The organism is Bacillus sp. TH13, assembly GCF_016651175.1.
Taxonomy (GTDB): Bacteria; Bacillota; Bacilli; order Bacillales; family Bacillaceae_G; genus Bacillus_A; species Bacillus_A thuringiensis_S.
In genome coordinates this window covers 4,408,322-4,421,757 of the sequence record NZ_JAEKEJ010000025.1, presented here as the reverse complement: position 1 = coordinate 4,421,757, position 13,436 = coordinate 4,408,322, and the positions used below count along the sequence as shown (strand labels likewise).

Sequence of the window (13,436 nt, the reverse complement as noted above, 5' to 3'; positions counted from 1 at the left end):
CCTTTTCATTTTCTCACTTAAATTTAATATATAAATTATAACGAATCACTACTTTTTTCTCTATAATCAAACACAATTACTTGGACTAATCTAACTTTCCTTTTCGTAAGCTAAAAATAAGGGAATAGAATCGGAGTGTGATACTATGGAACGTTTATGGATCCCAATGATTGTAACATTTTTTTCGTTCGGTGGATTACTATTAGGAGGTGCTGTTGGAGTAGCAACACGCCAACTCATTGAAGAAAAGATGCATCGTTTATACGCATTATGTGGTGGTATTTTATTCGGGTTATTATCACTTGAAATTATTCCTGAAACATTTTCAAGCTACGAAATAATTGGGCCTATACTTGGTATAGCCATCGGTATTTTAATTATGAGCTTATTAGATAACTATTGTCACCATCCAATGATACATAAAAAAGATCAACAAGCATGGCAAACTTTCCTTTTTCTCTCTTTCGCTATATTTATTCATAATATACCGAGTGGATTTGCGTTAGGTACAGCTTTTATAAATCATAATGACTCTTCCATTCCGTTTTTAATAGCAATCATCGTTCACCATATTCCAGAAGGATTAGCTTTAATTATTCCATTTCTTTTTACAAAGCATAAATATATTTCATTTTTATTAACAACTTTATTACTTTCTCTTATTCTCGGTACTGGTACGGTTTTTGGAATTTTGATGGAAGGAAAAGCTCTTCATTTACAAGGAATCATTATGGGAAGTGCTATTGGTTCGCTTGGATATGTCACAATTCATGAAATGCTTTGGAAAGCTAAGAAACAGCTCTCTTTCCTTACATTTCTAATGTGGGCAACTAGTGGTTTTTTACTAATAACAGTGTTCACTTTATTCGCTGGTCATCATTAAAGTTGCTAAAGTGAAACTTTTGTGCCTCCCACACTGATTCTTAGATTACAAATAACCAGATAAATTTTCTTATTTGTATATTTTTCCTTTTTATCCAAAACATAATGTTATCTACCTATTATAAGGAGGAACAATTATGTTTGGGAAAACAGCCGGTGAAGCATTAGTTGATTTATTAATTGACTGGGGAGTAGAACACATATACGGTATGCCTGGAGATTCCATCAATTCTATCATTGAAGCTTTAAGAAAAAAACAAGATAAAATTAAATTCATTCAAGTTCGCCATGAAGAAGCTGGTGCATTAGCAGCGGCTGCCTATGCGAAATTAACAGGAAAACTTGGCGTTTGTATGGCAATTGCAGGACCTGGTGCTATTCATTTATTAAATGGTTTATATGATGCGAAACTCGATAAAGCCCCTGTTCTAGCAATTTCAGGTCAAGTAGAAACCGATTTACTTGGAACGGACTTTTTTCAAGAAGTAAATTTAGAAAGAATGTTTGATGATGTTGCGGTTTATAACCAGCGCATTATGTCAGCAGAGCAACTACCTGCCGTAGTGAATCAAGCAATTCGAATGGCTTATACGAAAAAAGGTGTATCCGTTCTTACAATTCCAGACGATGTCCCGAAATTCGAAGTGAAAAATGGTGCCCGTGTTACAAATACTTCTTTTACTTTACCTGAGTTATTTCCACAAGAAGAAGACTTAGAGACGGCGAAACTCGCAATAAATGCAGCGAAAAAGCCAGTGATTTTAGCTGGAAAAGGAACAAAACATGCGAGAGAATCTTTACTTGCATTGGCAGAACATATTGGTGCTCCAATCGTACTTACATTACCTGCTAAAGGAATTATTCCTGATGAGCATCCTCTTTGTATCGGTGGATTAGGATTAATCGGAACGAAACCTTCTTATGAAGCAATGAAGCATGCAGATACTTTAATTATGGTCGGTACTTCTTATCCTTTCACCGGCTTCTTACCTGAAAAAGCAAAAACAATTCATATCGATACAGATCCTGCCCAAATCGGGAAACGTTATGCGACAGATATTGGTTTAGCTGGTGATGCTGATAAAACATTACGATGGTTAATTGAAAATGTTGAAGAGCACACAGACCATTCCTTCTTAGAACATCACCAAGAAATGATGAAAAAGTGGGAAGAAAAATTACACGATCAAGAAGAAGAATCTTCCATTCCAATTAAACCACAACGCGTTTTGCATGCTCTGCAGCAAGTAGCACATGATGACGCAATTCTATCAGTCGATGTCGGAAATGTAACAGTATGGACCGCAAGGCACTTTCGTATGACAAACCAGCAATTTGTCATTTCTAGCTGGCTCGCAACACTTGGTTGCGGTTTACCTGGTGCTCTTGCTGGAAAAATTGCATTCCCGGATAAACAAGTATTTGCAGTTTGTGGTGATGGCGGATTTGGAATGACGATGAATGACTTCGTAACAGCTGTAAAATATAAATTACCAATCGTTGTCGTCGTATTAAACAATAATAAAATTGCGATGATTAAATTCGAGCAAGAAGTAATGGGTAATATCGAATTCGAAACAGACTTAACGAACCCAGATTTCGCAAAATATGCAGAGGCGTGTGGAGGTATTGGATACCGTGTTGAGAATTTAGATGAACTACTTCCCGCTTTCGAAAATGCAGTAAAACAAAATAAACCGTGTATTATTGATGTAGTTGTAGATGCTAACGAAGCACCAATGCCAGCAAAAATCACATTTGGTCAAGCCGCTGGTTATACGAAGCATACGATAAAAGAATTATTTGAAGAAGGTAAGATTGATTTACCTCCACTTTAAACGAAAAAAGATAGCTGAAAATAATTTGTCTTCAGCTATCTTTCTTTATTTTTGTATCTCTCTATAAAAAGAAAAGTCATTCATAGTTGGTTGTACTTGTTTCTCTACTTGCAATTCTCTACTTTCCCGCTCTGGCCTTCTCACATTTCCTAGCTTAATCGCATCTTGCATGCTATTACTAATTAGATTTCCAGCTAAAATTGTCATACTATAAAAAGCAATCGGTATAAGTACAATCCATGTATGAGTAGTTAAATGACGGAAGTTTTGACCAATTAGGCCGGTCCATTCTTTTGTCACACTATCTGCCTCTGTACCAAAGATAATTGTTCCACCAAAAAATAACTCTAACAAGCCAAGATGCAAGAGAAGTAATAAAGTACTCACAAATTGTTGAGCAACAAGTAAAAAAAATGATGGTAATACGTGTGGCCATACGTGATTTTTCACTCTATGCCATTTACTGCCCCCAAGCACAGTTGCTGCCATCATAAATTCTTCTCTTTTTATCCGACGGACTTCCTGCGCTGTATATAACATAATTGTTGGTACCGCTAAACATGTAAGGATAACCATTTGAAATATTACCCTTAAATGAAACGATTCTGGTACTGTCCCATTTTCAAACACTAAAACTTCCTTTAACACAAAAAAAGAAATCATAACCATAGGTACAATGCTGAACGGATCAAAAAAAGATGCTATAACTGGAAAAGAACGTTTGCTATACATACCAAGAAGCAAACCAATACCTCCTCCAACTATAACTCGTAGAATCGCTATAATTACGCTCGCACCAACTGTCCATTTCGCTCCTTCTATTATTAGCTGGAAAAGATCGCGTCCTTTCTCATCACTACCGAACCAAAATTTATTCGACGGTGAAAACGGAGCAGCCTCTAGTTCTCCTTTTTCGTTATACATCATCGTAAGTTCACGGATATTCCCATCGAAAAATAAAGTATTTCCAATACTAACAATCATAAGTACGCTTAAAAAAGTAACACCAAACCAAAATCTCACATCTCTTTTTACAACTTGCCACATGCTAAACACGCTCCTTTATTACATTTTGTAAAAACGTATGTAATAAACGAAATAGTATAAAAAGCGGTACGTATAATATAATTAAACTTACTGTAAATATTTCTAATTTCGAATTTTCTTTTACAAAAACAAACATACCGTACGTATTAAATATCCATTCAATAATATATAAATTTGATAACATAAATAAAATATTTGTTTTTGCATAATAGATTGTTGTTAACAAAACATTTCTTGAAATGTGATTTGTTAAAATATGTCGTAAACTAAGCCCTTTACTTTTAGCAAATATACTATAATCTTTCTCTAATTCTTCTCTGAAACGTAATAGTAGTAGCTTAATAAATAATAGTGTTGTAGGCAAAGTTAGACATATTATTGGCAATAGGCGAGCCCTTTCCTCCCCAATCCCCGCCAGTTTCACTGGCATAAAGCCTGTCTTTTGAAAGATTATTACGACTAGAAGTTGCGATAATAAAATTATTAAAATATCTGGGATGCTTTCAAGTACGACAAAAATCCCATTCCACATTCGTTGCTTTGATTGAGACCGTTGTAATACCCACACAACGAGAACATACGCAATAAGTAATGACAGTAAAAATGTCGAAATAAATACAAACATTGTCTCTAAATAATGAATCCATATTTGCGGAAATAATTTCCTCGAATCTCGAAATCCATATGTAATTTCCCAAGGTTGGAGTAACTTTCCTCCAATAAACACAATCGTGTTCCAAAAACCAATTAAATCAATTTGCAATCCCTTAAATAATCGAGGGAGCGCACCTAAACAGATTATACATAGAATTGCAGCTAATAATTGTAAACAAGTAATCCCACACCACTTAGCAGTTCGCATCAACATACCTATTACCCCTTTATACAAGAAGGAATATTCAGAAAAATAATTCTCTTCAACCACACCTTGAATTCGCTTTTTCCCACTTGGTAAAATAGCTGGGTATAAACACGTAACAAAAAATAATCAACCAAATACGATAAATCCCAAAAGTAATTTTTTTAAATTTTCATTTTGGGATATACCTAATCCCTTCTTTAAACTCCGTTATTAACATCTTCAAATTAACTTCTTTCCATTTTGTTCTACCATTTGGTAAACGAACTTTTTCTGGAATGAAGATCGTTTGAATCAAAATACCACTCATAATAAAAGTGAGTGTATTTACTAAAATGCTCCCGTAAATTCCAAAAGTCCAGTACACTATCGTTGCAATTCCTACACCAAACAAAGCATACAAACCATTTTCCATTTGATTAATACCCGCTGCTGCACCATATTGGTCTGATTCAACTACTCCCTGTATCATCGATTGTTCTGATGGAGAGAAAAATTGTATACATGCATTTTCCAAAAATAAAAATATAAAGACAAGTAAAATTATCCCGTAATAAAGCGAAATTAGGATTCCAATATTACAGAGAGAACAACATATGTTACTTACCATGCAAATACGTTGTCTATCAAATCGATCCACTACTGTCCCTACTAATAGAAAAAAGATTAATGCAGGTAATGCAATCATAATTTGTGTCATCGTTGCGTAAACTGGTTGTTTTCCGTATTGATCTAACAAGTAAAACATTAAAGAAATTCCAGCAATCATAGAACCGAGTCGCTCTAAAATATTTGCTAGAAAAAACGTGCATACACTTTGTTGCGAAATAACTGTAGCATTTCTTTCATAATTCGTATCCTTTCTCTCGACAAAACAGTATTACTTTAGTCATTTCTTGGAAGTTACATTGTATTTTTCGACCATTATCCAATCTTTTCCTTCTTTATAAAAAACATAAAAAAGAGCCCCTACTTTCAACACAAGGACTCTTTTCATAAACTATTTAGCTACCTCTTCTTTCGGCATTACCATACCTTTATAAAGTTGAACAGTTATCCAGTAATACATGAAATAAATGACTAAGAAGATCCCTATCGGCACCCATACTTTTACAAACGGGTCAACTAATATAAAGCTGAATAAGTTAAGCCCTACTAATACGTGGGAAATGCCAATGATCGCTGGGAAGATAAATAAATATGAAATTTCTTTATATATACTTTTCGTTAACATACTGCGTCTCACACCGATTTTTCGTAACATTTCATAACGGCGTACGTCGCGAGAAGCACCTGTTAATATTTTGAACATAAGGGAACTTGCCATCATTGCTAAAAAGGCAATTCCGAGGAAAAATCCCATAAACATTGTTCCGCTCATGAAGCTGTTCATAAACTGATAAATTGTCATTTTCGTAAATAAGTCTACTTTTGCACCTGTTGCTTTTTCAATTTGTTCTTTTTGTCTCTTGTCTATTTCGATTAATAACGGTTTATATTTTTTCATATCATCTACTTTTGCTAATGTTACAGTGTGTTCTGTTCCTTGAATCCCTTTATAATGCTCCTCATCTGCAATTCTTACCGGTTTTCCGTTAAATTGATTATGTGTAATTTGTATTTCTCTTACAACTGCATCTTCCCAATCTTTTGGCATGGGAGGAAACTTATTCGCTGCTTCGGGAGCTTCCAAAGCAGAATAGACAGGTTCAGTTAACGGTTCAGCAACACGTTTACGAGCAGGCTCTTTTAAAGTCTTTGTATCAAAGTGATCGGAAACAAGTGGTGGTTTCGCAGTTAAGTCGTTACGTAAATAATAAACCGCTTCTCCATCTACTTTATATTTGTACTTGCTTTCTTCAACAATTTCCATTTCTTTTAAAGCTGCTTTATCTTGATCATTCGGATCATGAATTACGACATCATATACACGAGAAAAGTCTGTCATAATACCTACATTTTTTTGGAACGCCATACCTGCCGTCATCGCACCTGCGCCTAATGCAATTAACATTGCTACAGTACCTAATACTCTCGATAAACTATTTACTCGAAAGCGTAGCTGTGCATATGTAAAACTATTTAGACCAGTTTCATTTCGTTTTTTATTCCCCTTAATTTTCATCACAAAAAATGGGAGTAATGAACTAAAGATAAAATATGTTCCAAGTGTTGTAACGATGGTTGCTATAATAAAACCTAATTCAGCATATATTTTTACATTGATCATAAAATAGTACCCTGTACTTACTAGTAATACACCAAGTACTGTCATTATTATAATGCGAGTTTTACTTTTCTTCACTTCATCTAGTGTTTCATCTTCACGAATTAACTCTAGTTCAGTTTTACGTAACAATCGGACACTGTTCATTACGCCAGTAATGAAAAATAGTATTAAGAAGAAAATAGCTGTGACTAAAATTGCTGGTGTGTATACAGATGCGTAACTACCTTTTGCTGAAATTTCCATTCCATTCATTAAAAAGTTCCCTGCTACACTTGCAAGTGACATCCCTACTAAAATACCGATAATAATACTTACAATCCCCATACCGAATGTTTCAATAAATAATAACTGTGCTACTTTTTTCTTTTTTGCACCAAGCATCATGTACATACCGAGTTCTTTTCTTCTTAATGTGAGCAAGAAAGAGTTGGCATATATAATATAAAATACAGTAATGAAAGATAATAGTATCGCACCTACCCAGAATACAAGTCTAATACTACTAATAAGACTATTATCTTTCGTAAATTCACTATTCATCGCCATCGTTTGGAACATGTAGAAAATACTAATACTAATAACGAGACCAATAAGTAAAACCATATAATCTTTTAACATCTTTTTCATACTATGACGTGATAATTTAAATAACATAGTTTCACCCCCTACTTAGACTCAGCAGCTGAGCCCATATGAGCAAGCACACCTAAAATGTCTTGATAGAAATTTTCCCGCGTTCCTTGACGATTTAATTCTTTATAAAGAAGACCATCTTGAATAAATAAAATACGCTCACAATAACTTGCACTAAATGCATCGTGTGTAACCATTAAAATACTTACATTGTGATTTTCATGTAAATCTTGCATCGCTTCTAATAAACTTTTTGCATTTTTACTATCAAGCGCTCCTGTTGGTTCATCTGCTAATACAATTGCTGGATTATGTACTAAAGCTCTTGCCGCCGCTGTTCTTTGCTTTTGTCCCCCAGAGACAGCCGTCGGATATTTTGTTAAAATTTCAGTGATTCCTAATTTCTTCGCAACGTCATTTACCTTTCCAGTAATCTCACTTGATGGTACGCCTTGCAAAGAAAGTGGTAAAGCTATATTTTCATAAATTGATAAGTTTTCTAGAAGATTAAAATCTTGAAAAATGAAACCTAATTTTTGAGAGCGAAAATCAGATAACGCATTGCCCTTCATAGAAGTAATATTTGTACCAGCTATCGTCACACTACCACCTGTCGCTTGATCCAATGTACTAATCACATTCAGTAAAGTTGTTTTTCCAGACCCAGAAGGTCCCATGATCCCGACAAATTCCCCTTCTTTAATACTTAATGACACACCCCTTAATGCTTTTGACTGATTCTCATTTCTTTTCCCATACGTTTTTTCTACACTTTCTACAGTAACTACATTTGTTGACATCTCTTTCACTCCATCCCTTTTGTATAAAATCAATTTCTCACATATTTCTTATCTTTTTGTCATGTAAATCCTTAATAATTTTTTAATTATTCATTCAATAAGAGTTACACCCGTAATATGAACCTATTTCCTACTTCATATTCTCATTTTTCTACAACTCGTTCCCTCGATTTCGCTTACATTTACCTTACATTTTTGTAAGATAAAAAAGAAAACACACTAATTTCTAATAGTGTGCTTTTTTACAATCAATATTTTCTATTCTTTATTTCTTCTTCAATAGTTGCCACAAATACATCTATCTCAACAACTTCTGACTTCTCTTCCGCATATTTACGTACATTTACAGCTCCGCTTTCCATTTCCTTATCCCCAATAACAAGAACATACGGTACTTTTTGCATTTGTGCTTCTCTTATTTTATATCCTAATTTTTCATCACGTGCATCCTGTTCAACACGAACTCCAGCTTGTGCTAATTTATGTGCAACCTCACTGCAATATTGTTCATGTACTGCATTTGAAACTGGAATTACTTTCACTTGAACTGGTGCCACCCATGCCGGGAACGCACCTCCAAAGTGCTCAATTAATATTGCTAAAAAGCGATCTAATGACCCTAAAACTGCCCTGTGAATAACAACTGGTCTTTTCTTATCATTATTTTCATCTATATAATTTAAATCAAATTTCTCTGGCATTTGGAAATCAAGCTGGATTGTTCCACACTGGTGACTTCTATTTAAAGCATCTTTAATATGAAAATCAATTTTCGGCCCGTAAAATGCACCGTCACCTTCATTTAGTCTATATTTATAATTTAGCGATTGTAATACATTTTCTAATACTGCTTCTGCTTGCTCCCATAATTTATCATCACCCATTGAATCTTCTGGACGAGTAGAAAGCTCTACTTCATATTCGAATCCAAAAGTTTTATATACGTAATCAATTTGCGCCATTACGGATTTAATTTCATCTTCAATTTGTTTTGGAGTTACAAATAAATGTGCATCATCTTGGCAGAAAGTACGTACTCTTAATAATCCGTTTAACGCACCACTAAATTCATGACGATGCACTTGACCAAATTCACACATACGAATCGGTAATTCACGATAAGAATGCAATTTATTTTTAAACATAAGCATGTGCCCTGGGCAGTTCATCGGTTTTAATGCAAAACTTTTATTATCTACTTCAGAGAAATACATATTATCTTTATAATGTCCCCAGTGCCCTGATCTCTCCCATACTTCTTGGTTCATCATGAACGGAGTGCGTACTTCTTGATAATTGTACTCTTTTTGAATTCCTCTTAAAAATGCTTCCAATTCGTTTCGAATCATTTGTCCTTTCGGTAAATAAAACGGCATCCCTGGAGCCTCTTCAGAAAACATAAATAACTCAAGCTCATTGCCTAACTTACGATGATTTCTTTTTGCTGCTTCTTCAACGAAATGTAAATACTCTTCTAATTCTTTTTGAGAAGAGTATGCAACACCATATATACGCTGAAGCACTTGGTTATTACTATCACCTCGCCAATATGCACCGGAAACGTGAGTTAATTGAAATGCTTTCAAATAACCTGTAGATGGTAAATGTGGTCCTCTACATAAATCTACAAATTCACCTTGTTTATATAGTGTTACACTTTCCCCACTAGGAATCGCTTCTAAAAGTTCTAATTTCAAACTATCATCTATTTCTTGAAACAGTTTAGCTGCTTCTTCTCGAGAAACCTCAACTCGTTCTATCTTTATATTTTCATTTATAATCTTTTTCATTTCTTTTTCGATTTTTCGTAAATCTTCTACGTTTACACTACTTGGAAGATCCATATCATAATAAAATCCATTTTCAATAACAGGCCCTACTCCAAGATTTATATCACCATACAATCTTTTTACAGCTTGCGCTAAAATATGTGCCGCAGAGTGTCTTGCAATTTCTACACCTTCATTTGAATCTATAGTAATGATTTCTACTTCCGCATTTTCTTCAATATTCCCGCGTAAATCATATAACCCATCATTTACTTTCCCCGCGACTGCTTTCTTTTTCAAACTACTGCTAATGGATCCCGCAATTTCTTCTAAAGTAATTCCTTTTCCAAATTCTTTCACGCTACCATCTGGAAATTTAATTTCAATCATTTGTTCTTTCATTTTTCATCTCTCCATTTCATAATAAAAAGCACACTCATCCCTAAAATAGGGACGAGCGTGCTTATACCCGTGGTTCCACCCAGATTCCCATTGTAAACAAACAATGGCTTCTTTTACGGTAACGTCGTTTATACGGCACTAGATACTTAATTTCCCCAGTGCAGCTCTAAGGTGGTAAGTTATTTTTCTGCGTTAGGAAGTTCTCAGCTTTCCTTCCTTCTCTGTATAACCGGGTAAAATAACTCGTGTCCTTTTCTTCGCTTCTTATGAAATTGAATGCAAAAAAGCATATTCATCCCAAAATATAGGGACGAATATGCTTATATCCGTGGTTCCACCCAGATTCCCATCACAAAAAACATAATGGCTTCTTTTGCGATAACGTCGCATACACGGCACTAGATACTTAATTTCCCTAGTGCAGCTCTAAGGTGGTAAGTTATTTTTCTGCGTTAGGAAGTTCTCAGCTTTCCTTCCTTCTCTGTATAACCGGGTAAAATAACTCGTGTCCTTTTCTTTGCTTTTTGTAAAACATCCATTTATTGTTATTTAATATATCTTATTCATTTTATTTTTGCAAGTGTTTAAAAAAATTATTTATTTAATTTAAAAAAGTGAAACCAAATTTTTTTGGTTTCACTTCACAATTTTACCAATCTTGTGGTTCGTAATTTAAGTCTGCAAATAGACGTCTTTTCTCTTTCTTCGTTAAATCCCTCCACTGTCCAACTGGTAAATTATTCAATTCGATATTCATAATTCTCGTACGTTTTAACGTGTATACTTGATAACCTAAAGCTTCACACATACGGCGAATTTGGCGATTTAGCCCTTGTGTTAAAATAATTTGGAACTCATATTTTGATAACTGTGTGATCTCACAAGGAAGTGTTTTTGTACCTAGAATTTTAACACCCGCTGCCATTTTCTCTAAGAAATCAGGAGTAATTGGCTTATCTACTGAAACGATATATTCTTTCTCATGTTTGTTTTCAGCACGTAAAATTTCATTAACAATATCACCATCATTCGTTAACAAAATTAAACCGTCTGAGTCTTTATCAAGACGTCCAATGTGACTAATTCGTAAAGGATGATTCACTAAATCGATAATATTACCTTTTACAGCTTTTTCACTCGTACATGTAATACCTACTGGTTTATTTAAAGCGATATATACGTGATCTCGAGCAATTCGAAGCTGCTCTCCATTTACTCGTACATCATCACCTGGGTTCACTTGGTCACCAATTTTTGCAACCTTACCGTTAATAATTACTCTTCTCTCATTAATTAGTTTATCCGCTCCACGTCGAGACGCTTTTCCAGCTTCACTAATAAATTTATTGATACGCAAATTAGGCACATCCTTTTCTAAAAAAATTTCAAGCTCACACTGCTTCTACCGTACAATACAAAAGGGTAAGCCTCCTATTATAACTTAAATATATTAACATGAAAGGGTATATAACGTCTTCTATTAATTACTTGTTTATAAGAAAATATCTTTATTATACATTCATTTATGCACTTTTTCAGCGTTTAATATACAAGCCATTCTTCCTTACATACAGCTTGTTTTCCTTTTATCTTTTCTATGTCTTCATGAATATTAGCTAGTTTATATAAATCTGGGAAAATCTCTTCCACATAATGTTGGTGCGCTATTTCATCTTTCCAATACGTTAACACTATGTAACGATTTTCATTTTTTAAAGACTTCCCAACTACTCCACCTAGCATTCCTTTTGCTTTTTCCATTCCTTTATTCCAAATTATTTCTTGCTTATGTAAAAAATGCTTTTCCTTTTCCAACTTTACATCACATATAGCAACTCTTACGAATGCTCCCTCTATTACAACGTCTTTCAAATGCATATCAGTTATATCATACAACGTTTGAAATAATTCAATTTCACATGAAAGAAGCGTATCCTCTTGATTACTATTTAAATAAATTGTATCGTGAGCACCATTCATAAAGGATTGATATGTACTTCTATCTTCCCATAAAGTAAATACACATGCCTCATCTTCATTCCATCCACCAAATTGTCCATGAAAACCATCTAGGTGCTGTATATCACGCCATTTTTCTTGCGCACTGGAAAACAATTCTTTTTTCTCTTCTTCCACCTTACAGTAGATTGTTTTTAGTAACATTTTTAATTCCCCCTTATGATCCGATCCATTTCCCACTCGCCATACTTTCTATTTTTCCATATACACAAACGTTAATTTTTTTGTTATCAACTCCATTACTTACTCGAAATTTGATGCCCTCCGTAAATGTTGTAAGTTGATTACCGGAATACTTACCGGGTAAAAATACATCTAAAATATAAAAATTAAAATCTCTTGCTTTGCTTTCTTATCCTGCTTATAGTTTACATAACATAATTATATATTACTGATTGTCTATATCATTCAATAAAACATCCTATTTTTTATACTTGGTAAACTATCCACTCATTTTCATAAGAAATACTATTTTATTCTATACGCATAATAATTTTAATTCAAACAATTCAGAATTAAAAACCAAAAAAGATAGGAAGTAAACAATCCTACAATATCATCTACTCCCTATCTCTTTGATCATCAATTATTTTTCAAATATAGAATACGTAATTTCTCCTGGATAATGTAATACAGTTACCTTCCGCTCTCCTTTTTTAAAACTAACAGTATGCCCGTTTTCCCCTAAGTTCTCCCATCCACTTGCCTTTGTAATAGGCATTACACTTATATATTTATAATCCTCTTCCTTATCATCGTTAATATGAATTGCTGACATTGGTACTGGAAAACCTTTAATTTTAGATTCTTTATTCATAAATATGAATGCAATTAAACCGACTAATAACATAGCCATTGAAATATTTGAAACTAGTTTTCTTCTATTCATTTTCACTAAAAACCCTCTTTTCTCACATATTACTTTCATCATTTTACTAACTTTAATTATTTATGTAT

10 protein-coding genes, 1 pseudogene and 2 other annotated features are annotated in these 13,436 nt (G+C 33.9%); of the genes and pseudogenes, 2 read left to right on the top strand and 9 right to left on the bottom strand.

Annotation, left to right across the window (positions count from 1 at the left end):
• Positions 1-145: 145 nt before the first annotated feature.
• Positions 146-883: a ZIP family metal transporter gene (locus tag JFU02_RS31150; protein WP_086406120.1), complete on the top strand. Its 738-nt coding sequence runs from the start codon at positions 146-148 to the stop codon at positions 881-883.
• Positions 884-1,019: 136 nt separating this feature from the next.
• Complete coding sequence (locus tag JFU02_RS31145) at positions 1,020-2,720, top strand: pyruvate oxidase (protein ID WP_201072104.1); 1,701 nt, start codon at positions 1,020-1,022, stop codon at positions 2,718-2,720.
• 45 nt (positions 2,721-2,765) lie between these two features.
• Here JFU02_RS31145 and JFU02_RS31140 read toward each other — a convergent pair whose 3' ends face one another.
• The 9 genes and pseudogenes from JFU02_RS31140 to JFU02_RS31100 form a co-directional block, all read right to left on the bottom strand.
• Positions 2,766-3,767, bottom strand: a complete 1,002-nt coding sequence (locus JFU02_RS31140) for an ABC transporter permease subunit (RefSeq protein WP_086406118.1) — start codon at positions 3,765-3,767, stop codon at positions 2,766-2,768.
• Between the two features lies 1 nt (position 3,768).
• On the bottom strand, positions 3,769-4,635 hold the full coding sequence (locus JFU02_RS31135; protein ID WP_140337727.1) for an ABC transporter permease subunit: 867 nt from the start codon (positions 4,633-4,635) through the stop codon (positions 3,769-3,771).
• 123 nt (positions 4,636-4,758) lie between these two features.
• Positions 4,759-5,475: pseudogene (locus JFU02_RS31130) on the bottom strand (MFS transporter); the annotation flags it as partial.
• A 151-nt stretch (positions 5,476-5,626) separates the two neighbouring features.
• Complete coding sequence (locus tag JFU02_RS31125) at positions 5,627-7,510, bottom strand: FtsX-like permease family protein (protein ID WP_086406117.1); 1,884 nt, start codon at positions 7,508-7,510, stop codon at positions 5,627-5,629.
• An 11-nt stretch (positions 7,511-7,521) separates the two neighbouring features.
• On the bottom strand, positions 7,522-8,289 hold the full coding sequence (locus JFU02_RS31120; protein WP_000106426.1) for an ABC transporter ATP-binding protein: 768 nt from the start codon (positions 8,287-8,289) through the stop codon (positions 7,522-7,524).
• A gap of 248 nt (positions 8,290-8,537) precedes the next feature.
• Positions 8,538-10,460: a threonine--tRNA ligase gene (gene thrS, locus JFU02_RS31115; RefSeq protein WP_201072102.1), complete on the bottom strand. Its 1,923-nt coding sequence runs from the start codon at positions 10,458-10,460 to the stop codon at positions 8,538-8,540.
• Between the two features lie 44 nt (positions 10,461-10,504).
• Positions 10,505-10,727 (bottom strand) — a binding site (T-box leader).
• 36 nt (positions 10,728-10,763) lie between these two features.
• Positions 10,764-10,987: a binding site (T-box leader), on the bottom strand.
• 122 nt (positions 10,988-11,109) lie between these two features.
• The gene (gene rluF, locus JFU02_RS31110) at positions 11,110-11,817 is read right to left on the bottom strand and encodes a 23S rRNA pseudouridine(2604) synthase RluF (RefSeq protein ID WP_001222160.1); all 708 of its coding nucleotides are present in this window, start codon (positions 11,815-11,817) and stop codon (positions 11,110-11,112) included.
• A gap of 185 nt (positions 11,818-12,002) precedes the next feature.
• Positions 12,003-12,623, bottom strand: a complete 621-nt coding sequence (locus JFU02_RS31105) for a YdbC family protein (RefSeq protein ID WP_061667004.1) — start codon at positions 12,621-12,623, stop codon at positions 12,003-12,005.
• Positions 12,624-13,065: 442 nt separating this feature from the next.
• Complete coding sequence (locus tag JFU02_RS31100) at positions 13,066-13,410, bottom strand: hypothetical protein (RefSeq protein WP_003306988.1); 345 nt, start codon at positions 13,408-13,410, stop codon at positions 13,066-13,068.
• Positions 13,411-13,436 lie beyond the last annotated feature (26 nt).

Coding starts and splice junctions, on each gene's coding strand:
- JFU02_RS31150 (WP_086406120.1), top strand. CDS start 146: ATGGAACGTTTATGGATCCCAATGATTGTAACATTTTTTTCGTTCGGT.
- JFU02_RS31145 (WP_201072104.1), top strand. CDS start 1,020: ATGTTTGGGAAAACAGCCGGTGAAGCATTAGTTGATTTATTAATTGAC.
- JFU02_RS31140 (WP_086406118.1), bottom strand. CDS start 3,767: ATGTGGCAAGTTGTAAAAAGAGATGTGAGATTTTGGTTTGGTGTTACT.
- JFU02_RS31135 (WP_140337727.1), bottom strand. CDS start 4,635: ATGTTGATGCGAACTGCTAAGTGGTGTGGGATTACTTGTTTACAATTA.
- JFU02_RS31125 (WP_086406117.1), bottom strand. CDS start 7,510: ATGTTATTTAAATTATCACGTCATAGTATGAAAAAGATGTTAAAAGAT.
- JFU02_RS31120 (WP_000106426.1), bottom strand. CDS start 8,289: ATGTCAACAAATGTAGTTACTGTAGAAAGTGTAGAAAAAACGTATGGG.
- thrS (WP_201072102.1), bottom strand. CDS start 10,460: ATGAAAGAACAAATGATTGAAATTAAATTTCCAGATGGTAGCGTGAAA.
- JFU02_RS31105 (WP_061667004.1), bottom strand. CDS start 12,623: ATGTTACTAAAAACAATCTACTGTAAGGTGGAAGAAGAGAAAAAAGAA.
- JFU02_RS31100 (WP_003306988.1), bottom strand. CDS start 13,410: ATGATGAAAGTAATATGTGAGAAAAGAGGGTTTTTAGTGAAAATGAAT.